The organism is Paraburkholderia nodosa DSM 21604, assembly GCF_000519185.1.
Classification (GTDB): Bacteria; Pseudomonadota; Gammaproteobacteria; order Burkholderiales; family Burkholderiaceae; genus Paraburkholderia; species Paraburkholderia nodosa.
This window is the reverse complement of record NZ_JAFA01000040.1, coordinates 1-23,524: the sequence shown is the minus strand read 5'-3', so window position 1 is coordinate 23,524 and position 23,524 is coordinate 1. Positions and strand designations below refer to the sequence as shown.

The following is a 23,524-nucleotide window of genomic DNA, read 5'->3' as shown; positions in this document are numbered from 1 at the left end:
GACAGTGCGGCGCGCGGGCGTCACCATCAAAACCGTCAGCAAGCCGTACCACGGTTTGCTGATCCGAGTAACAACGGCGTTTCAACGGCTCGCCCGGCCTGCCCGGGTGGGCCGTTTTTTCTGGCGCGCCCGCCTGGCGCCTGGCATCGCTTTGCTTCGCAACCATGACAGCGATGCAACGCGCAACGCATTTCGCATGGCCCGTTGCAGGGCGCGCAAAAACGGGCGTTGCGGCGGCGAGTCGCGTTACACTGGCTGGCCAGGGTCGCGGCACAGCGATCTCGCTGTGTGTGTCTGCGCTCACTTGCATAAACACGCCGCGCAGCCGACCCCGTACAATGGCTCGACCACCCAACGCACGAGGACAACATCAATGCGCACGACCGGGTCTTCCGGAAACATGACCCTGCTCACCGAGCATGACGACGCGACCGGACGCGAACTGCGTTCACTGCGCCTCGAATCGGCGGCCGACGGCAAAAGCCTCTTGCTGGTCGAAGTCGACGAGCGCAAGCCGGGCATCCATCGCGAAGTGCGTTACGAAATCACGCCGGCCGAGCTGATCGCGGCAATTCGCGCACAAGGCGCCGAGTTGCCCGGGGAATCACACACGCGTTAAGCGCTCGGAAACTGGCGGCACGAACGCGGCACGCGCAGTCTCGTGTGTGCCGCGTTCTGTCGCTTTCCACTCAACGCGCGCATCTCGCGAACACCTCGCGTTTCATTCTTTTCAATCCGGCGCTTTTTTCATATGCCTGCCCCACTCGGCAGGCATTCTCACGCGCGTGCAGGGGGTCGCTTGCACGCCTTCGAAATGCGTCCATAATCTTTACGTTACCCTCCTATCTTTCCCGTTCCTCGCCTCAAGGCGCAACGGAAGTAAGCCAATGCTACATGACCTCATCGCGCAGTACGGGCCTGCGCTGGTGTTCATCAATGTGCTCGCCGGATCGCTTGGGCTGCCCGTGCCCGCGATGCCCGCGCTCGTGTTGTTCGGCGCGATGGCGGCCATGCATCCCGGTTCGATCGGCCAGCAGGTCGCGCCGGTGCTCGGGCTCGCCATCTTCGCCATGCTGATCGGCGACAGCGTGTGGTTCATGGCCGGGCGCCTCTACGGCGGCAACACGCTCAAGACGCTCTGCAAGCTCTCGCTCTCGCGCGACACCTGCGTGAAAAAAACCGAGCGCTTTTTCGGCCGCTGGGGCGTGCGCGTACTCGCCGTCGCCAAGTTCGTGCCGGGGCTGTCGCTCGTTTCCGTGCCGATGGCCGGCGCGATGGGCGTGCCCTACCGCCAGTTCGTCGGCTTCGACGGCATTGGCGCGGCGCTGTGGTCCGGCACCGGCCTGCTCATCGGCGTGATGTTCGCGCCGCAGATCGACATGCTCATGAGCGGCGCGAGCCGCCTTGGCCGCTTCGCCCTCGTCGTGGTGGTCGTGCTGCTGGTGCTCTACGCGACCTACCGCTGGCAGCGCCGCCGCCAGCTCATCAAAAAGCTCGCGAACGCGCGCATTACGGTGGAAGACCTTTACCGCGCGATGGGCGCGAAGCCGCCGCCGGTCGTGTTCGACATTCGTTCAGAAGAAAAGCGCAAGCTCGATCCGTACATCATCCCGGGTGCGTTGTTCGCCGACGAGCGCAAGCTCGACGAGATCGTCGGCAAGTTTCCGAACGACCAGAAGCTCGTGATCTACTGCTCGTGCCCCAATGAAATTTCCGCGGCCTGGATGGCGAAGAAACTCGCCGAGGCCGGCTTTACCGATGTGGTGCCGCTCCTTGGCGGTCTCGATGCGTGGCGCGATGCCGGCCGCACGCTCGAGTCGCTCCAGGTGCTCGCCCACGCCAGCGTCCCGGTCAACATCACGCCTAAAGCTGTCTGATCCGGGCGGCCCGCTCCCGAGCCGCCCGCACGAGGAGAACCGCCAGATGGGCACGATCACCGAAGCCGAGGTTCCGGAATCCGCGGAGCTTCCTTCCGCGAGCCGCCACTCCGACACGCAGCCGCAACCCGCGGAAGCGCCGTTCTCGACGCTCTCCACGCGGCGCCACCAGATGTTCCCCGAGCTCAACGACGACGAAATCGCGCGCCTTGCGCGCTTCGGCGACGAGCGCCACTGGTCGGCAGGGGAGTTGCTCTTTCGCACGGGCGAAACCGGCCCCGGCATGTTCGTGCTGCTCTCCGGTTCGGTCAAAGTGTCCCAGCGCGACGGGCTGGGCCGCGAGCGGCTCATCGTCGAGCACGGGCGCGGGCATTTTCTCGCCGAAGTGGGCCAGCTTTCGGGGGGCCCGGCGCTCGTGGACGGCACGGCGCTCGAACCCGTCGACGCGATCCTGATTCCGCCCGAACGGCTGCGCGCAGCCATCGTCGCCGAAGCCGAACTCGGCGAGCGCATCGTGCGCGCGCTGATCCTGCGCCGCGTCTCGCTGATCGAAAAGGGCGCGGGCGGCCCGATTCTCGTGGGCAAGCACGACGATCCCACGCTCGTTTCGCTGCAAGGCTTCCTCTCGCGCAACGGCCATCCGTATTCCGTGCTCGACGAGCGCGACGAAGGCATGCTTTGCGGCGTGATCGAGCGTTTCGCTGCGCGCTGCGAAGACCTGCCGCTCGTGATCTGCCCCGACGGGTCGGTGCTGCGCCATCCCAGTGCCCCCGAACTGGCCACGTGCCTCGGCATCCTGCCCGAGCTGGACGGCGAGCGCGTCTACGACGTCGCCGTGGTGGGCGCGGGCCCGGCCGGTCTCGCCACGGCGGTCTATGCCGCGTCCGAAGGCCTTTCGGTGATCGTGCTCGACTCGCGCGCGCCCGGCGGCCAGGCGGGCGCCAGCTCGCGCATCGAAAACTATCTGGGCTTTCCCACGGGCATATCCGGCCAGGCCCTTGCGGGCCGCGCGTTCGTGCAGGCGCAGAAGTTCGGCGCGCACGTGGCCATTCCGGTCTCGGTGCGCAAGCTGATCTGCGATGAAGAACCGCGCCGGCTCGAAACCTGCAGCGGCGACGTGCGCGCGCATACGGTCGTGATCGCGAGCGGCGCCGTGTACCGCAAGCCCGCGATCGAGGGTATCGATCGCTATACCGGGCGCGGGATTTACTACTGGGCCTCGCCGGTCGAGGCGAAGCTTTGCAAGCACGAGAACATCGTGCTCGTGGGCGGCGGCAATTCGGCCGGCCAGGCGATCGTCTATCTCTCCACGCACGCGCGCCAGATCGACGTGCTGATCCGCAAGGCCGGTTTCGAATCGACGATGTCGCGTTACCTGATCGACCGTATCGCCTCGCTCTCGAACGTACGCGTGCATGGGCACAGCGAGATCGGCGGCCTGGACGAAGACAACAGCGGCCTCGCAGCGGTGCGTCTGAAGATGCCGTGCCCGGAGGGCGCCGACCATTTCGATTCGCGCCATCTGTTCCTCTTCACGGGTGCGGACCCGAACACAGGCTGGCTGCGAGCGTGCGGCGTGAAGCTCGACCCGCACGGCTTCGTGCTGACCGGCGATAACGAGTCGTGCAGCCTCGCGACTTCGGTGGAAGGCGTCTACGCGATCGGCGACGCGCGCGCGGGCTCGACCAAGCGCGTGGCCGCGGCGGTGGGCGAAGGTGCGGCCGTGGTCGCGCAGATCCATCAACGGCTCGCGGCGCTGCGGCCGGTGACGGTGGTTGCGGGCGTCCATGCGTGAGCGCGCTGTGGAGGTTGCAGAAGCGCCCACGGTTTCCGAAGCCCGTTCCTCGCTGGTTCTGCCGCTCACGGCGGCCCGCACGCTGCATCTCGCGGCGCAAGGGCTGCTCGCGCCGCCGCGCCGCAAGGCGACCCGGGACGACGTGCTCGACGCGATCCGCCGCATGGCGCAGTTGCAGATCGACACGATCCACGTGGTCGCACGCAGTCCCTATTTCGTGCTGTTCAGCCGCGTTGGCGCGTTCGAGCCGGCCTGGCTCGACGCGCACCTTGCGCAAGGGCGCCTGTTCGAATACTGGGCGCATGAGGCCTGCTTCCTGCCCATCGAAGACTACGGGCTGCTGCGCCATCGCATGCTCGATCCTTCCGGCATGGGCTGGAAATACGCGGCCGAGTGGCACGACCAATACCGTAACGAGATCGACGCGCTGCTCGAGCGCATTCGCGCCGAGGGCGCCGTTCGTTCCGCCGACTTCGCGCGCGCCGAGGGCGCCAAAGGCAGCGGCTGGTGGGACTGGAAGCCGGAGAAGCGGCATCTGGAAGTGCTGTTCGCCACCGGCGCGCTGATGGTGGCCGAGCGCCACAACTTCCAGCGTGTGTATGACGTCGCCGAGCGCGTGCTGCCGCACTGGAACGACGCGCGCGACCTGCCGCCACGCGCCGAAGCGGAACGCGAACTGCTCCTGCGCTCCTGCCGCGCGCTCGGCGTGATCCGCGCGGACTGGGCCGCCGACTACTTCCGCCTGCCGCGCCGCCCGTATGCCGACGCCCTGCACGCACTCGCCGACGCGGGCGAGTTGCTGCCCGTGCGCGTGGAAGGCTGGAAGCACGACGCGTTCGTGCATCGCGAGCACGCGGCGCTCATCGACGACGCGGCGAGCGGCAAGCTCGCCTCCACGGTCACGACCCTGCTCTCGCCCTTCGATCCAGTGGTGTGGGACCGCAAGCGAGCGCTCGCGCTATTCGATTTCGATTACGCCATGGAATGCTATGTGCCGGCTGCGAAGCGCAAATTCGGTTACTTCGTACTGCCGATCTTGAATCGCGGGCGGCTGGTCGGGCGCATCGACGCAAAGGCGCATCGGGCGCAGCAGGTGTTCGAGGTGAAGTCGCTGCATCTGGAGCCCGGCGTGCGCGCGAGCGGCCGTCTGGTGACCGACTTGCGCCGGGCGCTGCAGCGTTGCGCCGATTGGCACGGTACGCCGGCGCTACGCATCGGCGCAGCGCCAGACGGCCTCGCGGCCGCCCTGCTGGCTGCGTGAGCGTGCGGCTGCTTACCCCGCAGAGCGGCCGCACGGGTTGAGAACGATTAGTGCTCCAGCTTGGCGCGCAGCTCGCGCGCGGCTTCGAGCAACCCTTCGTAGCCCGAACGCGCGTGTTGCGGCAGGTCGGGGTCGCCCACCAGCGCGCCCAGCGTTTCGACGAGGCTGAAGACGAGGCCCTTGGCCGCGCCCGCCGCGATCTTGCCGGATTTCACACCTTCGTCGACGTGACTGAAGGCGGCGTTCAGACTCTCCAGATCCGGTTGCGATGAACCGGCGCCAGGCTTTTGAGCGTCCTGCTTTTGCTTGTCGTCGCTCGTCATGATGAACTCGATCTCCCTTGGTGAGCAGTAGTCAAAAGAATCCCGCACTTTTTAATGTTATATACCCATCGGGTGCGGGCGTCCATTCGAGGCCAGGCAGCGCGAGGGGCAACGCAAAGTGCACTCCCGAATCTTCTCACCTTTGCCGCCCACGCGCCGCGGCCGCGAGCGCGACGGCTTGTCGCTTCGTCGTGCCCGGCGACTAAAAAACGCCTTGAAATCAGGGCTAATGTGGGTTTCGCACGATGGCTTGGCAAGTGCCTCGCCTCGCTTCGCGTGATCGCCGATGGCGCTCTCCAGCCTCTCCCGTAAGCGCTCACCTTTGTGCTTCGAAGCGTGGATTCACGCCGCTTCGAGTGCGCCTGCCGATCGGTACGCGCTCACCGCATCACGCGCTGGTTTTGCGTTTCACCCTTGTTTTCAAGGTACTTTTGCTCGTGACGGCACGACCCACGCGCTCGCGCCATTGCGTTCAAGGTGCGTCAACACATGCCAACCAGCTCACTCCCGAAAAGCCTCACCTCTCGCGCGAACGTCCATGTGGGCGCCCAATGCGAAGCCTGAACGATGCCGCGCGATGCGGTATCGTACGTGGATATCTGCCGATCCCAAGACGAGGAATCACACGATGAACTACGCAACGCACGCGCCCGCCCGCAAGGAAATCGACTCGCTCAGCGGGGCCGCCGTCGTCGAATTCGGCACCGACTGGTGCGGCTATTGCCAGGGCGCGCAACCGCTGATCGGCGCGGCGTTCGAGCGCAATCCGCAGGTGCGTCGCCTGAAAGTGGAAGATGGACCGGGCCGCGCGCTAGGCCGCTCGTTTCGCGTGAAACTCTGGCCCACGCTCATTTTCCTGCGCGACGGCGTGGAGGTCGCGCGCGTGGTGCGTCCGCAAAATGCCGCCGAACTCGACGAGGCGTTCGCTGCGCTCGCGTAGTCCCGTCACGCCCTCCTACGCGGTCCGAACGATCCGCGCGGCCCCCTCCCGAAAAGCCTCACCTTTGCCCGCGAGCGCGCCCGAAAGCGCGCGCCACGCTCACGCCTCCAGGCCGGCGAGCAGGTCGTCGATCGCGCGATACACCCGCTCGACCACCTCCGGCCCCACCTCCGCTTCCAGCGCCTTGTAGCGCGCCTCCAGTTCCTTCGAAATCGCTTTCACGAGCTGATGGCTCTTCTTCGTGAGCGAGACGAGCACGCGCCGCTGGTCGTCGGCGAAACGCTCCTTCGTGACGAGGCCGAGCGCCTCCATGCGCGCGAGCACGCCCGCCATGCTCGGGCTGGATATCGTGCACAGGTCGGAAATCTGCCGCGGCTCGAGCGGTCCGCTTTCGTTGAGCGCGCGTATCACGCGCCACTGCTGCTCGGTGAGGCCGTGCGACGTGATGAGCGGGCGAAAGCGTTCCATCATCTTTTCGCGCGCGCGCAGCAGCAGCATGGGCAGGTTGCGGTGCGCAACGCGAGTGGTCGGACGCGAAGTATCGGACATGGCGGTTTCAGCTAAACGAGGAATTCGACGATCTGGGGAGCCCTGGGGGAAACCCGAAAAATTCTCATCGACGATTGACGACGGATGATAGCAAGCGCATTATCACTCACATATTAGTGTTTCCGTGAAGCCTATCCAAGCCATGTTCTCCGTTGCCGATCATCTGCTGCATGTCGAAGGCGAGGCCTTGCCGCGCGACGTCAGCGCCGCTGCCATACGCGGGCTGCTCGCCACCGGCACGCGTTGCCGGGCGCCGGTGAGCGGCGCTGTCTACGGCACGCTGCTCAACGACCGCCCCGCGCTCGAAGCGCTGGGTGAAGCCGTGAACGGACCCCCTTATAAGGCGCCGCCGCGCGCGCCCATCCTCTACCTGAAGCCGCGCAACACGCTCGCGGGGCACCGCGCGCGCGTGGTCGTGCCCGGCAGCGAAGGCGTCCAGGTGGGCGCGTCGCTCGGCGTCGTGATTGGACGAACCGCCGCGCGCGTCGCCGCACCTGAAGCATTCGATTACATCGCGGGGTATACGCTCGTGGCCGATCTGAGCGTGCCGCACGCGAGCGTCTATCGCCCCTCGGTGCGGTTTCGCGCGCGCGACAACTTCTGCGTAATCGGCCCCGCCGTGGTCGCACGCCGCCATGTGGCCGATCCCGATGAGCTGGCCATTGCGGTGAACGTCGAAGGCGGCGCGGCCTTCCATGCAACAACGGCCGCGAGCGTTCGCGGCGTCGCCCAGTTGCTCGCCGATGTCACCGACTTCATGACGCTCGCCCCCGGCGACGTCATCACGCTCGGCGTGCCGCATGGCGCACCCGTGGTTCAGGCCGGTGCGCGTGCAGCCATCTCCGTTGGAGACTGGGCGCCACTCGAAATCGAATTCGTCGCGGCAGGCGTGGCACACGGAGCACAAGCATGATGCGCGGACGCGTTGGCTATGCAGGCGCCATACACGAAGCCACACCCGAAGGAAACCGCGTGCGGCTCGCGGACGGCCGCGTGCGCGAGGAGCACGAAGTCGTCTGGCTCGCGCCTTTCGAGCCCGGCACGATCTTCGCCCTTGGGCTCAACTACGCCGAGCACGCCAAAGAACTGCAGTTCTCGAAGCAGGAGGAGCCGCTCGTGTTCCTCAAGGGGCCGGGCAGCGTAGTCGGCCATCGCGGCACCACGCGCCGCCCCGCCGGCGTCACGTTCATGCACTACGAGTGCGAGCTCGCCGTCGTGATCGGCCGCACCGCGCAGCACGTGAAACGCGAGGACGCCATGCAGTACGTGGCCGGCTACACGATCGCGAACGACTACGCGATCCGCGACTATCTGGAGAACTACTACCGCCCGAACCTGCGCGTGAAAAACCGCGACGGCGGCACCGTGCTGGGCCCCTGGTTCGTCGACGCCGCAGATGTCGCCGACTTCAATGCGCTCGGGCTGCGCACCTACGTGAACGGCGAACTCAGGCAGAACGGCAACACGCGCGATTTCGTCACCGGCATCGCGGAACTCATCGAGTATTTGAGCGGTTTCATGACGCTCGCCGCTGGCGACGTCATTCTGACCGGCACACCCGAAGGCGTCGTCAACGTGAATGCGGGCGACGAAGTGGTGTGCGAGATCGACGGTCTGGGCCGTCTCGTCAACACCATCGCGAGCGACGCCGACTACGGCCGCTGATCCGCCAACGAATCGAACACGGACTACGTTAGACATGCGAATCGAACATCTGATCAACGGCCGCGCGCACCCCGTGCGCGACTACTTCGAAACCGTGAATCCGGCCAACCAGGACGTGCTCGCGGAAGTGGCGCGCGGCAGCGCGCAGGAAGTCGATCTCGCGGTGCGCGCCGCGAAAGACGCGTTCCCTGCCTGGGCGGCCACGCCCGCCGCTGAGCGCGCAAAGGCGATTCGCAAGCTCGGCGAGCTGATCGCGAAGCACGTGCCCGAAATCGCGCTGACCGAAACGAAGGACACGGGCCAGACCATTTCGCAAACCGGCAAGCAACTCGTGCCGCGCGCCGCCGACAACTTCAGCTACTTCGCCGAAGTCTGTACCGCCGTGGACGGCCACACCTACCCCACGTCCACGCATCTGAACTACACGCTGTTTCATCCCGTCGGCGTGTGCGCGCTCATCTCGCCCTGGAACGTGCCGTTCATGACCGCCACGTGGAAGGTCGCACCCTGCCTCGCGTTCGGCAATACCGCGGTGCTGAAGATGAGTGAGCTATCGCCGCTCACGGCCTCGATGCTCGGCCAGCTCGCGCTCGACGCGGGCATTCCGGCGGGCGTGCTCAATATCGTGCACGGCTACGGCAAGGAAGCGGGTGAGCCGCTCGTCGCGCACCCCGACGTGCGCGCGGTGTCGTTCACGGGCTCGACGGCCACGGGAAACCGCATCGTGCAGGCCGCGGGCCTCAAGAAGTTCTCGATGGAGCTGGGCGGCAAATCGCCGTTCGTGATCTTCGACGACGCCGATTTCGAACGCGCGCTCGACGCCGCCGTGTTCATGATCTTCTCGAACAACGGCGAGCGCTGCACGGCCGGCTCGCGCATTCTCGTGCAGCGTTCGATCTACGCGAAGTTCGCCGAGCGCTTCGTCGAGCGTGCGAAGCGCATCAGCGTGGGCGATCCGCTCGACGAGAAAACCATCGTCGGCCCGATGATCAGCCAGGGCCATCTCGCGAAGGTACGCAGCTATATCGAACTCGGGCCGAAGGAAGGCGCGACGCTCGCGTGCGGCGGCCTCGACGCGCCGGCGCTACCCGACGCGGTCAAGAAGGGAAACTTCGTGCAGCCGACCGTGTTCGTCGATGTCGATAACCGCATGCGCATTGCGCAGGAAGAAATCTTCGGCCCGGTTGCGTGCCTGATTCCGTTCGACGACGAAGCGCACGCGATCCGCCTTGCCAACGACATCGCCTATGGCCTGTCCAGCTACGTGTGGACCGAGAACACCGGCCGCGCGCTGCGCGTGGCCGCCGCCGTCGAAGCAGGCATGTGCTTCGTGAACAGCCAGAACGTGCGCGACCTGCGCCAGCCGTTCGGCGGCACGAAGGCGTCGGGCGTGGGCCGCGAAGGCGGCACGTGGAGCTACGAAGTGTTCCTCGAGCCGAAGAACGTGTGTGTCTCGCTCGGCTCGCATCACATTCCGCACTGGGGCGTGTAATGGGCAAACTCGCGCTGGCAGCCAAGGTCACGCACGTGCCTTCGCTGTACCTCTCGGAACTGGACGGCCCCCACAAGGGCTGCCGCCAGGCGGCCATCGACGGCCATCGCGAGATCGGCCGCCGCTGCCGCGAACTGGGCGTCGATACGATCGTCGTGTTCGATGTGCACTGGCTCGTGAACAGCGAGTATCACATCAACTGTGCGCCGCGCTTCGAAGGCGTCTACACGAGCAACGAGCTGCCGCATTTCATCAAGAACATGCCGTATGCGTATCCCGGCAATCCGCAGCTTGGTCATCTGATTGCCGATGTCGCGAACGAAATGGGCGTCAAGACGCGCGCGCATAGCGAAACCACGCTCGACCTCGAATACGGCACGCTCGTCCCCATGCGCTATATGAACGGCGACGAACATTTCCGCACGGTTTCGGTGGCGGGCTGGTGCATGTGGCACGACCTCGCCACCAGCGCACGCTTTGGCCTCGCCGTGCGCCGCGCGATCGAAGAGCGCTACGACGGCACGGTGGCGATACTCGCGAGCGGCTCGCTGAGCCATCACTTCGCCAACAACGGCACGGCCGAAGCCTTCATGCACAAGGTCTGGGACCCGTTTCTCGAAGCAACCGATCGCAACGTCGTGGCGATGTGGGAGCGCGGCGACTGGAAAACTTTCTGCGACATGCTGCCGATGTACAACGAAAAGTGCTGGGGCGAGGGCGGCATGCACGACACCGCCATGCTGCTCGGCGCGCTCGGGTGGGACCGCTATGAAGGCCACGCGGAAGTCGTCACGCCGTATTTCGGCAGCTCCGGCACCGGGCAGATCAACGCCATCTTGCCGGTCACGCCGCTGCCAGCTTGATCACGGGAGAACGCCATGCCCCATCTCACCCTCGAATACAGCGCGAATCTCGCGGATGCGAGCCGCATGGGCCGGCTCTGCGAAACGCTTGCCCACGTGCTCGATGCGCAACGCGATGAAAACGGCGCACGCGTCTATCCACGCGGCGGCATTCGCACGCGCGCGCTGCGCTGCGAACAGTACTTCGTTGCCGACGGCGATCCCGGGAACGCCTTCCTGCATGGCTGCCTGAAGATCGGCGCGGGCCGCTCCCAGGCCGTGCGCCGGGCAACGGGCGATGCGCTCTTCGATGCGATCAAGCAGCACTTCTCCCAAGCCTTCGCGTCGCACGGCCTCGCGCTCTCGCTTGAAATCGTCGAGTTCAGCGAGGAAGGCGCGTGGAAGCACAACAACCTGCACACCCGGCTCAAAAACGTGAGTTCATGATGCTAGATCAGCAAACCATCTGCGAGCTGGCTGCACGGCTCGACGAAGCGGAACGCACGCGCACGCAGCTGCGGCATTTTTCACAGTCGCATCCGGACATGACGATCGACGACGGCTACGCGATCCAGCGCGAGTGGGTCAAACTCAAGCTCGCCGCGGGCCACGCGATCAAGGGTCGCAAGATTGGCCTTACGTCGCGCGCCATGCAGCGCGCGTCGCAGATCGACGAGCCCGACTACGCGCCGCTGCTCGACAGCATGTTCATCCCCGCAGGCAGCGAGATCCGCGCGGACCGCTTCATCGCGCCGCGCGTGGAGGTAGAACTGGCGTTTGTGCTGAACCGGCCGCTGCAAGGGCCGAATGTGACGCTCTTCGACGTGCTCGACGCGACGGCCTACGTCACGCCGGCCATCGAGATCATCGACGCGCGCATCGAGCAGTTCGACCGCGAAACCCAAGCGCCGCGCAAGGTGTTCGACACGATTTCCGACTTCGCCGCCAACGCGGGCGTCGTGCTGGGTGGCCGCCCGGTCAAGCCGCTCGACGTGGACCTGCGCTGGGTCGGCGCGCTGCTCTACAGGAACGGCGCCGTGGAGGAGAGCGGGCTGGCCGCTGCGGTGCTCAACCATCCGGCAACCGGCGTTGCCTGGCTCGCCAACAAGATCGCGCGCCACGACGAGCGCCTCGAAGCCGGCGACGTGATCCTGAGCGGCTCGTTCACGGCCCCGGTTCCGGCGCGCGCGGGCGATACGTTCCATGCCGACTACGGCCCGCTGGGCGGCATCGGCTTCAATTTCATCTGATCAGGACGCCGCAATCATGGCCGTACCCGCCAACCCGTTCAAGCGCGCGCTCGCGCAAGGCCGCCCGCAAATCGGCCTGTGGGCCGCACTCGCCGACTCGTACGTGAGCGAACTGCTTGCGAACACGGGCTTCGACTGGCTGCTGATCGACGGCGAGCACGCGCCCAACGATCTGCGCAGCACGCTCGCGCAACTGCAGGCCGTCGCGCCCTACCCCACGCACGCGATCGTGCGGCCCGTGCGCAACGACGCCGCCATCATCAAGCAACTGCTCGACATCGGCACGCAAACGCTGCTCGTGCCGATGATCGAGAACGCCGAAGAGGCACGCGCCGCCGTGGCCGCGACGCGCTATCCGCCGCACGGCGTGCGCGGCGTGGGCAGCGCGCTTGCGCGCGCCTCGCGCTGGAACGGCTCAGCCGACTATCTGCATCACGCAGCGGAAGCACTGTGCGTACTGGTCCAAGTGGAAACGGCAAGCGCGCTCGCCCAGCTCGAAGCCATCGCGCAGGTGGAAGGCGTGGACGGCGTGTTCTTCGGGCCGGCGGACCTGAGCGCTTCGATGGGCCTGCTGGGCCAACCGGGCTCGCCGCCGGTGCGCGAGGCGATCTGCAAGGGTATTCGCACCGTGCGCGCGCAAGGCAAGGGCGCGGGCGTGCTCGCGGCCGATCCGGTCATTGCGAACGAATATCTGGAAGCCGGCGCGACGTTCGTCGCCGTGGGCAGCGACGTGTCGTTGCTTGCACGCAGCGCAAGCGAATTGGCCGCGAAATTCCGCCAGCCTGCGGCACTCGACTAACGCGAGCTCACCCCGCGTTCACTCCATCACGCGCGGGGCGCGCTTCATTCGCCCTCTTCCCCGCTTTCCACGAGCTTGGCCAGCACGCTCGCCAGCACGTCGCGCTCGTGCTCGCTGAGCGCGGCGAGAATCGCGTCGTTCGTCGCCTTCGAGATCGTCGCGGCGCGCCGGTAGGTGCTGCGCCCTTGCGCCGTGAGCGCGACGAGCACGCCGCGCGCGTCCGCCTCGTTCGAGGTCTTGGCGAGCAAGCCCTTGCGTTCGAGCACGTCGGTGGCGCGGCTCGCCTGGCTGCGGTCGAGATTCGACACGCGCCCGAGATCCGACACCGACAACGATCCGAACGCGCCCACGCTGAGCAGCAGCCGCGCCTCCGTGAGCGACAGGGAAAGCGCCGCCTCGAACGCTTCGCTCATCGTGCGATCGGTCTGCTTCTTGAGCACATGGAGCCGGTAGGTGAACAGCTCCGCGATGTTGTACTTCCCCGTCATCGATCTTCCCGCCTGGTTTTCACCGGCCGCGAAATGCGGCAACGCCATCAGGATAGCATCGATGAAAGCCATTTTCTGCAGGCATTTCATCGAAAATTTGATGCTTGCACACGCATTTATTTACGCGTAGGATCGGCGTGATCAGAGCCCGCCACGAGGAGACTTTCATGAATGAAAACATCAAGCGCACGCGCCCCGAATGGTGCGACCCCACGGAATGGGCGGCGCGCGTGCAGCTTGCCGCCGTGTATCGCGTGTTTCATCTCATGGGCTGGACCGAGCTGATCTTCAATCACATTACGCTGCGCGTGCCCGGGCCGCACAAGCATTTCCTCATCAACCCGTTCGGGCTCACGTATGACGAAATCAAGGCCTCGAATCTCGTCAAGATCGATCTCGAAGGCCATGTCCTGAGCCCGAGCGAGTATCCGATCAACCCGGCCGGCTTCGTGATTCACAGCGCGATTCATGCAAACGTGGCAGACGCGCATTGCGTGATGCACACGCACACCACGGCAGGGCTCGCAGTGGCCTGCATGGAAGGCGGCCTCGCGTATACGAACTTCTATTCGGCGCAGCTGCACGACATGGTCGCGTATCACGACTTCGAAGGCATCACCGTGCACGCCGAAGAAAAATCGCGCATCCTGAAGTCGATGGGCGACAAGCGGCTGCTCATCCTGCGCAACCACGGGCTGCTCTCGCATGGTGTGACCCTCGCACACGCTTTCGCGCTGCTGTGGACGCTCAACCGCGCGTGCGAAGTGCAGGTGGTGACCGATTCGATGCGCGGCCAGACGCTGCCGATCTCGCCCGCCATCGCCGAACGCTCGACGCGCGACGCCTTGCAGTTCTCGCCCGAACATGGCGCGGGCCAGAACGTGCTCGACGCGCTGGTCCGTCGTGTCACGCGCATCGACTCGTCATATCAGGAGTGAAAGTTTGAACACACCGAATCAGAAGATCACCGTCGTCGGCGGCGGTGCGATCGGCGGCCTGATCGCGGCGCGTCTCGCGCGCGCGGGCATCGCCGTGAATCTGCTCGCACGCGGTGCGCATCTCGAAGCGATTCGCCGCGACGGTCTTACGATCGTCGAAGGCGACACGCGCTACACGCAATCCGTCAACGTCACGAACGACGCCACAACGCTTGGCGTGCAAGACATCGTCTTCGTTTGCCTGAAGGGCCAGGCGCTCGCGCAGTCGGCCGCTTCGCTCGCGCCGCTCGTGGGCCCGCACACGCATATCGTCTCGGCGATGAACGGCGTGCCCTGGTGGTTCCTCCACGGCTTCGGCGGCACGCACGCGAACGGCCGGCTCGAAGCGGTCGATCCGAACGGTGTCGTCTCGAAGGCGTTGCCGCCCGTGCAGGCTTCGGGCTGCGTCGTGCATCTGTCGTCGTCGATTGCGGGGCCGGGCGTGATCCGCAAGGGCGGCGGCAATCAGCTGATCGTCGGCGAGGGCTCGACGCAGATGGCCGCGCGCGCGCAGGAAGCGCGCGATCTGCTGGCGCGGGCCGGCTTCGAGGTCACGCAGGCTGCGCCGATTCAGGCCGATATTTGGGCGAAGCTCTGGGGCAATATGACGATGAACCCCATCAGCGCGCTCACGCGCTCGACCGCCGACGTGATTCTCGACGACCCGCTCACGGCGCAGCTCGTGAGCGCGGTCATGGCCGAGGCGCGTGCGATCGGCGAAGCGCTCGGCATTCGCCTCGCGATGACCATCGAAGAGCGCAACGCGATCACGCGCAAGCTCGGCGCGTTCAAGACTTCGATGCTGCAAGACGTGGAGGCGGGCCGCTCGCTCGAAGTCGAAGCCCTGCTAGGCGCGCCATACGAACTGGCGCAGCGCGTGGGCATCGCGGCGCCGTCGCTCGGCATGCTCTACGGTCTTGCGCGCCAGCTCGACGCGAATCTCGAAGCGGCGCGCCAGAAACGCTAGCCATCAATCCTCGAGCGGCTTGCCCGTGAGGTCGCGAATGAACGGCAACGCGAGGCACGAGATCGCCACGCACGCCATCACGTACCACGCGGGCGCGAGCAGATTGCCCGTGCTCTTCACGAGCCAGGTGGCAACGGTCTGCGCGAAGCCGCCGAAAATCGCCACGCCGATGCCGTAGACGATCGCCATGCCCGTCGCCCGCACCGCGCGCGGGAACATCTCGGGCAGCATCGTGATGGAGGGCGCGGCCTGCAGCCCCAGCAGCACGCTCAGGCCGCCTACGGTGATCAAAAGCCGCGTGGCGTCCGGGCCGCTCGCCAGCCACAGGAACGCCGGGTAGATCAATAGCAAGACGCCCACGCGCGGCCAGAAGATCAGCGCGCGGCGGCTGAACCGGTCGCACAGCAGGCCCGACACGGGCGCCACCAGAAAGGTCACGACGCCGGAAACGAGCCCCGCCAGCAAGGCCGTGGGCGCGGGCACCTTCAGTTCGTGAATCGCATACGTCGGCATATAGAACGTCACGACATAGGCCGTGACCGTGGAGCCGATCGTCAACAAGATGCCGAGCGCCGCGCGCCGCCAGTGGTCGCGCAGCACGGCGAGCACCGGCATGCGCACCGCGTTCGCCTGCTGCGGCAACTGTTCGTCCAGACGCCGGCGAATCCACATGCCGATCGGCGCGATCGCCACGCCCATGAGGAAAGGCACGCGCCAGCCCCAGGCGAGCAGCGCGTCGGCGGCGAGGAAAGTCGTCAGGAGTCCCGCCATTAACGCGCCGAGCGAAACGCCCAGCCCCTGGCTCGCGAACTGCCAACTGCCGAGCAGGCCGCGATTGGCGGGCGTGCCCGCCTCGATCAGCAGCGTGGTGGAAGCGCCCACTTCGCCGCCCGCGGAAAACCCTTGCAGCAGGCGCGCGAACACGATCAAGACCGGTGCGGCCACACCGATCTGCGCATAGGTGGGCGCGAGACCGATCAGCATGCAGCCCAGCGCCATCATGAAGATGGTGAGCGTCATGGCGGGCTTGCGTCCCGCGCGGTCGGCATAAGCGCCGATCACGACGCCGCCCAGCGGCCGCATGACGAAGCCCACGCCGAAAGTCGCCACCGAGGCGAGCAACTGCCCGTAGCTCGACATGGTGGGAAAGAACAGCTTGCCGATGGTCAGCGCGAAGAAGCTGTAGACGGTGAAATCGAAGAATTCGAGCGCATTGCCGATGGTCGCGGCGACGATCAACTGCGCGCGGCTCAGTTTGCCCTTGCGCGCTCCGGTCATGCTGACGCTATTCATGGCTCTCCTCGTCGGCCTCTGGCGGGCCTGAATGTTGACCGTGCAACGGTAGCATTCGTCCCGGCGCATGCGCCACTAATCAAAACCCGCGTAGGCGGCGGACCGCGAACGGCATTGAAGCGTCCCTTTTATCGGCAGCCCGGCGCGCGCGCCTCATCCGCGTTCGTAAGGTAAAAAAGGCATACTCCCGCCATAGTCAGCACTTACGTTTCGCGCGCCGCGCCGTTTTTGGCGGTTCCGCAAACGCCATGTGGCCCACCTACGCACAAAGTGGGCACCAAAATTGCGGCAGCGCGTCGAACGTTCCGACGAATCGGGCGGCGACAGGCTGTACGCCGCGCCAATGCGCTTCCAGCCGCGCGTTTCGTCCCGCTGTCGTTTCCTCCGCCGCCACTGAAGGGTCGCCGCAGTCGCGACCCGTAAGCCAATGACTAGGATGTCCCTTTCTTCTGCCTTTCGGTTCCCGCGCACGTCGCGCCTGCATGCTTTCGTTGCCGTTCTCGCCGTTTCTGCCGGCCTGACGCTCGCGCTCGGCGCGTCGAATGCGACGGCGGCGACACCGGCCACCGTCGCCGAAGCGCTCAAGCCCGGCGCGAGCCCCGCGCATCCCGCCCAGCCTGCCGCGCCCGCCACTGACGCCAACGCGGCCAACCCCGCCGCCCCGGTGGCGCTCACGCCCACCCAGGCGCAAGCCGCCCTGCGGGTTCTCGACGATCCCGTGCAGCGCGGCCACATGGAAGACACGCTGCGCGCCATCGCCGCCGCCGGCGCGCTCGCCGTGCCCGCCTCGGCGAGCGCGCCGGCCAGTGCACCGGCCGCGGCCTCCGGCGCGGCGGCGGCCACGGCCGCTTCGACGCCGCTCGCGGGCGCGCTGCGCTCCAACGGTCTGGTCGTGCAGATCGCCGATCACGCCGCGCACGGCGCACGCACGGTCGGCCAGCATCTGAACCATACGTTCGCGACGCTGCTCGGCCTCTGGTCCACGCGCAACTGGTGGCAGGACCATCTGAACACGCCGCAAGGCCACGCGCTGCTGCTTGCGCTGCTGCGCGTGCTGCTGCTCACGCTCGTACCCGCGCTCGCGCTCGCCACGGTGCTGCGCCGCGTCGTCGCCACGCCGGAGCGCGCCATTGCCGCGCATCAGGCCGCGAAACAGCGCGAGGACGCCGAGCCCCCGCAAGGCGGCACGCCAACGCCACAGCCACAAACGCCTGAAGCGACGGGCACGAGCGTCGCACTCGCCGCGCAGGCGAAAGCCGCCGATGCGCAAGCCGATGCGGAGCAAGACGCCCTGCGCGAAGCCGCCGGCATGGAGCCGGCCGAGGGCAAGGACAATAAGGACAACGACCCGAACGCCGGCCCCAACGCGAACGCGAGCGCCAACGCGGCAGCGCGCGCCACCGTGGTCGCGGCGCAAGCCGGGGACAACGCCGACGCCTCGCCGAAAACCGCCGCCGACCGCGCGAAAGAGGCCTACCACGCGCTGCGCGGCGTGCATCACTGGCGCCTCTTGCAGCGTCTGCCGGGCGCGTTGCTCGTGATGCTGCTCGAGGTCGTGCCCGTGGTCGCCTTCGGCCTGTGCGCCGCGGGCGTGCTGTCGCTGTTCGGCCCCGACGACGCCGCGCCCGCCGCAGCCGTGGGCCAGATCGTCGATACGTATGTGATCTGCCGCGTGATCGTGATGTTCGGCAAGCTGCTGTTCGCGCCCGACGCCGCCGCGCTGCGCCTCGTGCCGCTGCCCGACGACTGGGCTGCTTACGCGCAGCGCTGGCTCGTGCGCATCGTCGTGATCGGCGGCGTGGGCGGGGCGATTGGCGGCGCGGTGCCGCTCGGCATGACCGAGGACGCGCATCTCGCGCTCGTGAAAGTCGTCACACTGGTCGGCCACCTCGCGCTTGCCGTGATGATCCTGCAACTGCGCCGCCCCGTGGCCGACGCCATGCGCGCCGCCGCCGCGCGCCATGGCTCGTATGCCTGGTTCATGCAATGGTTCGCCGACATCTGGGTTGGCGTGGCGCTCTTCGTCGTCCTGGCGCTCTGGTTCGTCTGGGCGCTCGATCTGCGCGGCGGCTATGCGGCGCTGCTGCGCGCGGGCGGGCTCTCGCTCGTCGTGCTGCTCGCCGCGCGCGTGAGCGCCATCGTGCTGCTCGGCGCGTTGAGCCGCGCGTTCGGGTTGCGCGAGGATCAGGAGAAGATGAGCTTCGGCCAGCGCCGTGCGTATCGCTATTACCCCGCGCTGCGGCGCATCGTCGTCGTGGCAATCGGGATCGTGACGCTCGACCTGCTGCTGCACGTCTGGGGCCTGCGTCCCGCACGCATTCTCGCGCTCGCGCCGATCGGGCATTTGCTGGGATCGGCACTCCTGACTATCGTGATCGCCATCGTCGCCGCCGTCGCGATCTGGGAGTTCGCGAACGGCGCGGCCGAGCGGCGCCTGAACACGTGGACCGACGCCGGCGACTTCGTGCGCGCCGCGCGGCTACGTACGCTCTTGCCCATGTTCCGCACCACGCTGCTCGTTTCGATCCTCGTCGTGGTCGGGCTCACCGCGCTCTCGCAGCTCGGCGTGAACACCGCGCCGCTGATTGCCGGCGCAAGTATTTTCGGCGTGGCGCTCGGCTTTGGCTCGCAAAAGCTCGTGCAGGACTTCATCACCGGCATCTTCCTGTTGACGGAAAACGCCATGCAGGTGGGCGACTGGGTGACGGTGGCGGGCGTCTCGGGCACGGTCGAGTTTCTCTCGATCCGCACCGTGCGCCTGCGCGGCGGCGACGGCTCGCTCTACACCGTGCCGTTCAGTTCCGTGACGACCGTGAACAACACGAATCGCGGCATCGGCAACGCGGCGGTGAAGGTGCAGATCGCGCATGGCGCGGATCTGCAGCGCGCCATCGACACGCTCAAGGACATCGGCGCCGAGATCCGCAAGGAAGACGCGTTCAAGAACGGCATCCTCAGCGACTTCGCGTACTGGGGCGTCGATCAGGTGGATGGCGCGACCGTGACGCTCGTCGGGCAGATTCAGTGCAAGGACTCGGCGCGCTGGGGCGTGCAGCGCGAGTTCAACAAGCGCGTGTTGCTGCGCTTCACGGAACGCGGCATCGAGCTGGCGAATCCGCAGCGCAACTTCCTCGTGGGCATGGCGCGCGGCGACGACGTCGAAGGGCATACGTATGGTGACGATCACGACGACGACGCCACCGACAACGATCGCGGGCAGGCGCAGGCGCGCGGCGCTTCCAAGGCTGGTTCGCAAGGCGGCAAGCCGCGCAATGGCCGCGCCGGCGCATCGGGCGACGGTAGCGGGTCGTCGAGCGGCAAGCCGAATTGATGCGTCGACACCCTGGCCGGTGCGCGGCTCGCGCGCACCGGGCTCACCCTTTGCTTCGCCCGGTCCATCTCCTGAAAAGTCTCACCGATGCAGCGCAAGCAACCTCGCGGCGCAACGCTGACAGGATAAAGTTCTCCGTCTAATCAAGGGTCTGCGAGCGGTGGCACGGTGCGCCGCACGCGCGGCGCGGTGGGTCCCGAAGAAGCTCACCTTATCATCACCGGCATACCCGGCAATGAACCGGGACCCAGGCCGCGCGCCCGATATAATCGATTTGCCATTCAACGAGGACATCTCATGAAATCACTGATTGCCCTGGTCGTCGCTGCCACCGTTGCAACGACCGCGTTCGCCGCCAACACCATCGACAAGTTGCCGTCGGGCGTCGTCGTCGAACACATCAAGCAAGGCACCGGTCCGCAACCCTCCGCCACCGACGTCGTGCGCGTGAACTATCGCGGCACGCTCGCGAACGGCACCGAATTCGACAGCTCCGACAAGCACGGCGGCCCGGCGACCTTCCCGCTCAATCGCGTGATTCCGTGCTGGACGCAAGGGGTACAGAAGATGAAGGTCGGCGGCAAGGCGAAGCTGACCTGCCCGGCGGCGACCGCTTATGGCGATCGCGCGGTGGGCCCGATCCCGCCGAACAGCGACCTCACGTTCGAAATCGAGCTGATCGGTATCGGGCAGTAAGGCCAGCAGATTCTGAAGGCAAAAAGAACGGGCGGTCGAGGTGTCACCCTCGCCGCCCGTTTTTGTTTTTACAGGGACACGGGCCTTACGCCTCGACGTCCTCGAAACTGAAGATTTCCGACTGGTCGTTGTACGAAAAGACCTCGCCATAGCGCGCCCATTCGATCACGGTATCGAGCGTTTCTTCGGCGTCGACATCGGAAAGCACGTCCTCGAGCTCCTGCTCGAAGCGCACGCGCGGCGCGCGATGGCCCGGCCGCTCGTCGAGCACTTTCTTGATCCGCGCCGCGAGTGGCACGTTGCGCAGCAGGTGATCGGCGAACATGAGCTTGCGCGCCTGCGTGCCCATCTCCGAAAACACGCGTGCGGGCGGCGTGAGCAGCACGTCGCCTTCGCGCACGTCGGCAAAGCCGAGCTGCTGCAGCATTTCCACGATCGGGAACAGGTCGTCCACTTCCAGATGCAGCGAGCGCGCGATTTCCGGCATGTCGGCGCGGCCGTGATACGGCGCGGCCGCCAGTGTCTCGATCAGACCCGCCATGATGTTGGTCGACACGTCCGGCAGGCGGCTGCCCACTTCGAGACGGCGAGTCGTGGCCTCGGCGGCCTCGCGCGCCGTCATCTTCGCGTAGATGTCATCGACGAGCTTGCGGAACGCCGGGTCGAGCCGGTTGCGCGGATGCTTGAACGGCACCTTGATCTCGGCCGACACGCGCCCCGGATTCGACGACAACACGAGAATGCGGTCGCACATGAACACCGCTTCCTCGATGTTGTGCGTGACGATCAGCACCGACTTGATCGGCAACCGGCCTTGCGTCCACAGGTCGAGCAGATCGGTACGCAGCGTTTCGGCGGTCAGCACGTCGAGCGCGGAGAACGGCTCGTCCATGAGCAGGAGCGTCGGGTCGACCACGAGCGCGCGCGCGAAGCCCACGCGCTGGCGCATGCCGCCCGAAAGCTCACGCGGGTAGGCGTTTTCGAAGCCGTCCAGACCGATCAGGTCGATGGCCGCCAGCGCCCGCTCGCGGCGCTGGCGCGCGCCCACGCCTTGCGCTTCGAGGCCCGCTTCCACGTTCTGCAGCACGGTGAGCCACGGGAACAGCGCGAAGGTCTGGAACACCATCGACACGCCTTCGGCGGGCCCTTCGAGCGGTTTGCCGAGCCAGTTCACCTCGCCTTCGGTCGGCTCGATGAGCCCGGAGATGATCCGCAGCAGCGTGGACTTGCCCGAGCCCGACCGGCCCAGCAAGCCGACGATCTCGCCCTCGCGCAGCGAGAGGTTCACGTCGTCGAGCACGAGGCGCTCGTCCTCTTTCTTCGCGAAGCCACGCGAAACATGCTTGACGGCGAGCACTTCCTGGCCGGGAGCGGGCCGCATCGGCAGCAGGTCGGATGAGACGATTTTCGGATTCAGCATGATGTCACTCCATCTCAATCGAGGCGCAGCCGGGACTCGGCGTACGTGTACAGCGGACGCCAGAGCACGCGGTTGAACAACGTAACGAACAGGGACATCATCGCGATGCCCAGAATGATCTTCGGGAAGTCGCCAGCGGCGGTCGTTTGTGCGATGTACGCGCCGAGGCCATGCGCGACGACTTTCGTGTCGCCCCACTGCACGAACTCGGAGACGATGCTCGCGTTCCATGCGCCGCCCGAGGCCGTGATGGCACCCGTGATGTAGTACGGGAAAATGCCCGGCAGCATGATCTTCTTCCACCATTGCCAGCCGCGAATGTGGAAGTTCTTCGCCGCTTCCTTGTAATCGTTCGGGTACGCGGTCGCGCCTGCGATCACGTTGAAGAGGATGTACCACTGCGTGCCGAGCACGATCAGCGGCGAGAGCCAGATGTCCGGGTTCAGATGAAAGCGCACGATCACGATCACGAACACCGGGAACAGCAGGTTGGCCGGGAACGCCGCGAGGAACTGCGCGAGCGGCTGGACCTTCTCGGCCAGCGCCGGGCGCAGGCCGATCAGCACGCCGAGCGGCACCCAGATCACCGAAGCGATCACGATCAGCAGCAGCACGCGGAAAAGGGTGATGAGGCCGAGCACGAGCACGTGCCAGACCTCGTCGAGCGTCACGCCGGTACGCACATAGGCCACCACGTGCCATACCACGTACACGGTCAGCGCGATCACGAACACGGCCCAGACGATGTCGCCCAGGCGCGAGCGCTTGCTGATCTTGGTGACAACGGGCAGCGCCTTGGGCAACTTCACGCGGAAAGGCACGCGCGCAAGCGTGGCGAGCAGAAAGCCCATGGGCACGAGCAGGCGATGAATGAGACGCGTGCGGCGAATGAGGTCGAGCAGCCACGACTCAGGTGCTTCCCCCGAGCTCGTGGTCTCCATGCGGAATTTGTCGGCCCACGCTACGAGCGGGCGGAACAGGAACTGGTCGTACGCGAGAATCACCACGATCATCGCGAGAATCACCCAGCCCACGGCGTGCAGGTTCTTTTCCGCGATCGCCTGGGCCAGATACGCGCCAACACCCGGCAGCGTGATCGTGTTGTTGCCCACCGTAATCGCTTCGGAGGCCACCACGAAGAACCAGCCGCCCGACATCGACATCATCATGTTCCAGATGAGGCCCGGCATCGAGAACGGCACCTCGAGCTTCCAGAAGCGCTGCCATGCGGTCAGGTGGAACCCGCGCGAGACTTCATCCAGATCGCGCGGCACTGTGCGCAGCGACTGGTAGAAGCTGAAGGTCATGTTCCAGGCCTGGCTCGTGAAGATCGCGAAGATCGCCGCGAGCTCGGCCCCCAGCACGCGCGAAGGAAANAGCGCGAGAAAGAACGTGACCGTGAACGAGATATAGCCGAGCACCGGCACCGACTGCAGGATGTCGAGAATCGGCACGAGCANCTGGCCCGCGCGGCGGCTCTTCGCCGCGAGCGTGCCGTACACGAGCGTGAAGATCAGCGAAGCGACCATCGCCGCGAGCATGCGCAGCGTGGTGCGCAT

At 66.3% G+C, this 23,524-nt stretch carries 22 protein-coding genes; 16 read left to right on the top strand and 6 right to left on the bottom strand.

Features of this window, described 5'->3' with window-relative positions:
• Positions 1–373 precede the first annotated feature (373 nt).
• From A3CW_RS0136280 to A3CW_RS0136265, 4 genes are all read left to right on the top strand, one after another.
• Positions 374–619, top strand: coding sequence for a hypothetical protein (locus A3CW_RS0136280; protein WP_028207914.1), 246 nt, complete (start codon positions 374–376; stop codon positions 617–619).
• A gap of 268 nt (positions 620–887) precedes the next feature.
• On the top strand, positions 888–1,877 hold the full coding sequence (locus tag A3CW_RS0136275; RefSeq protein WP_028207913.1) for a DedA family protein/thiosulfate sulfurtransferase GlpE: 990 nt from the start codon (positions 888–890) through the stop codon (positions 1,875–1,877).
• A 46-nt stretch (positions 1,878–1,923) separates the two neighbouring features.
• Positions 1,924–3,672, top strand: coding sequence for an FAD-dependent oxidoreductase (locus A3CW_RS48735; protein WP_081771978.1), 1,749 nt, complete (start codon positions 1,924–1,926; stop codon positions 3,670–3,672).
• The gene (locus tag A3CW_RS0136265; protein WP_081771977.1) at positions 3,665–4,933 is read left to right on the top strand and encodes a winged helix-turn-helix domain-containing protein; all 1,269 of its coding nucleotides are present in this window, start codon (positions 3,665–3,667) and stop codon (positions 4,931–4,933) included. The genes A3CW_RS48735 and A3CW_RS0136265 overlap by 8 nt, the downstream gene beginning before the upstream one ends.
• Before the next feature lie 47 nt (positions 4,934–4,980).
• On the opposite strand, the gene A3CW_RS0136260 is transcribed toward A3CW_RS0136265, so the two are convergent.
• On the bottom strand, positions 4,981–5,256 hold the full coding sequence (locus A3CW_RS0136260; RefSeq protein WP_028207911.1) for a hypothetical protein: 276 nt from the start codon (positions 5,254–5,256) through the stop codon (positions 4,981–4,983).
• Positions 5,257–5,884: 628 nt separating this feature from the next.
• Between A3CW_RS0136260 and A3CW_RS0136255 the strand changes: the two genes are divergently transcribed.
• Positions 5,885–6,196 carry a thioredoxin family protein gene (locus A3CW_RS0136255; RefSeq protein WP_028207910.1) on the top strand — a complete coding sequence of 104 codons (312 nt, stop codon included), beginning with the start codon at positions 5,885–5,887 and terminating at the stop codon, positions 6,194–6,196.
• 99 nt (positions 6,197–6,295) lie between these two features.
• Here A3CW_RS0136255 and hpaR read toward each other — a convergent pair whose 3' ends face one another.
• Positions 6,296–6,694, bottom strand: a complete 399-nt coding sequence (hpaR, locus tag A3CW_RS0136250) for a homoprotocatechuate degradation operon regulator HpaR (protein WP_028207909.1) — start codon at positions 6,692–6,694, stop codon at positions 6,296–6,298.
• A 193-nt stretch (positions 6,695–6,887) separates the two neighbouring features.
• Here hpaR and A3CW_RS0136245 point away from each other — a divergent pair, with 193 nt between their 5' ends.
• The 7 genes from A3CW_RS0136245 to hpaI are packed head-to-tail and all read left to right on the top strand — an operon-like array spanning position 6,888 to position 12,793.
• Positions 6,888–7,658: a fumarylacetoacetate hydrolase family protein gene (locus A3CW_RS0136245; RefSeq protein WP_028207908.1), complete on the top strand. Its 771-nt coding sequence runs from the start codon at positions 6,888–6,890 to the stop codon at positions 7,656–7,658.
• Entirely contained in the window at positions 7,655–8,410 is a 756-nt protein-coding gene (locus tag A3CW_RS0136240; protein ID WP_028207907.1) for a fumarylacetoacetate hydrolase family protein, read from the top strand. The genes A3CW_RS0136245 and A3CW_RS0136240 overlap by 4 nt, the downstream gene beginning before the upstream one ends.
• A gap of 34 nt (positions 8,411–8,444) precedes the next feature.
• Positions 8,445–9,902 carry a 5-carboxymethyl-2-hydroxymuconate semialdehyde dehydrogenase gene (hpaE, locus tag A3CW_RS0136235; protein WP_028207906.1) on the top strand — a complete coding sequence of 486 codons (1,458 nt, stop codon included), beginning with the start codon at positions 8,445–8,447 and terminating at the stop codon, positions 9,900–9,902.
• On the top strand, positions 9,902–10,765 hold the full coding sequence (gene hpaD, locus A3CW_RS0136230) for a 3,4-dihydroxyphenylacetate 2,3-dioxygenase (protein WP_028207905.1): 864 nt from the start codon (positions 9,902–9,904) through the stop codon (positions 10,763–10,765). The genes hpaE and hpaD overlap by 1 nt, the downstream gene beginning before the upstream one ends.
• Positions 10,766–10,780: 15 nt before the next feature.
• Complete coding sequence (locus A3CW_RS0136225; RefSeq protein WP_028207904.1) at positions 10,781–11,191, top strand: 5-carboxymethyl-2-hydroxymuconate Delta-isomerase; 411 nt, start codon at positions 10,781–10,783, stop codon at positions 11,189–11,191.
• Positions 11,191–11,994 carry a 2-oxo-hept-4-ene-1,7-dioate hydratase gene (gene hpaH, locus A3CW_RS0136220; RefSeq protein WP_028207903.1) on the top strand — a complete coding sequence of 268 codons (804 nt, stop codon included), beginning with the start codon at positions 11,191–11,193 and terminating at the stop codon, positions 11,992–11,994. The genes A3CW_RS0136225 and hpaH overlap by 1 nt, the downstream gene beginning before the upstream one ends.
• 16 nt (positions 11,995–12,010) lie before the next feature.
• Complete coding sequence (gene hpaI, locus A3CW_RS0136215; RefSeq protein WP_028207902.1) at positions 12,011–12,793, top strand: 4-hydroxy-2-oxoheptanedioate aldolase; 783 nt, start codon at positions 12,011–12,013, stop codon at positions 12,791–12,793.
• Positions 12,794–12,837: 44 nt separating this feature from the next.
• On the opposite strand, the gene A3CW_RS0136210 is transcribed toward hpaI, so the two are convergent.
• Positions 12,838–13,353, bottom strand: a complete 516-nt coding sequence (locus A3CW_RS0136210; RefSeq protein WP_245623839.1) for a MarR family winged helix-turn-helix transcriptional regulator — start codon at positions 13,351–13,353, stop codon at positions 12,838–12,840.
• A gap of 95 nt (positions 13,354–13,448) precedes the next feature.
• Here A3CW_RS0136210 and A3CW_RS0136205 point away from each other — a divergent pair, with 95 nt between their 5' ends.
• Together A3CW_RS0136205 and A3CW_RS0136200 are read left to right on the top strand one after the other, a co-directional pair.
• Positions 13,449–14,219 carry a class II aldolase/adducin family protein gene (locus tag A3CW_RS0136205; RefSeq protein ID WP_051481948.1) on the top strand — a complete coding sequence of 257 codons (771 nt, stop codon included), beginning with the start codon at positions 13,449–13,451 and terminating at the stop codon, positions 14,217–14,219.
• Positions 14,220–14,223: 4 nt separating this feature from the next.
• Positions 14,224–15,225 (top strand): 2-dehydropantoate 2-reductase, encoded by a 1,002-nt coding sequence (locus A3CW_RS0136200; protein WP_028207899.1) that lies wholly within the window; start codon positions 14,224–14,226, stop codon positions 15,223–15,225.
• A gap of 3 nt (positions 15,226–15,228) precedes the next feature.
• Here the strand turns inward: A3CW_RS0136200 and A3CW_RS0136195 are convergent, their stop codons facing one another.
• Positions 15,229–16,518, bottom strand: coding sequence for an MFS transporter (locus A3CW_RS0136195; protein WP_035514988.1), 1,290 nt, complete (start codon positions 16,516–16,518; stop codon positions 15,229–15,231).
• A gap of 436 nt (positions 16,519–16,954) precedes the next feature.
• On the opposite strand from A3CW_RS0136195, the gene A3CW_RS48730 reads away from it, so the two are divergent.
• A complete protein-coding gene (locus A3CW_RS48730; RefSeq protein WP_051481947.1) occupies positions 16,955–19,849 on the top strand; it encodes a mechanosensitive ion channel family protein in 2,895 nt (964 codons plus the stop codon).
• Between the two features lie 297 nt (positions 19,850–20,146).
• A complete protein-coding gene (locus tag A3CW_RS0136185; RefSeq protein WP_028207897.1) occupies positions 20,147–20,545 on the top strand; it encodes an FKBP-type peptidyl-prolyl cis-trans isomerase in 399 nt (132 codons plus the stop codon).
• Between the two features lie 85 nt (positions 20,546–20,630).
• On the opposite strand, the gene A3CW_RS0136180 is transcribed toward A3CW_RS0136185, so the two are convergent.
• Together A3CW_RS0136180 and A3CW_RS0136175 are read right to left on the bottom strand one after the other, a co-directional pair.
• Entirely contained in the window at positions 20,631–21,965 is a 1,335-nt protein-coding gene (locus A3CW_RS0136180) for an ABC transporter ATP-binding protein (RefSeq protein ID WP_028207896.1), read from the bottom strand.
• Between the two features lie 14 nt (positions 21,966–21,979).
• The coding region (locus A3CW_RS0136175) for an ABC transporter permease (RefSeq protein ID WP_028207895.1) at positions 21,980–23,524 on the bottom strand (1,545 nt) is incomplete at its 5' end.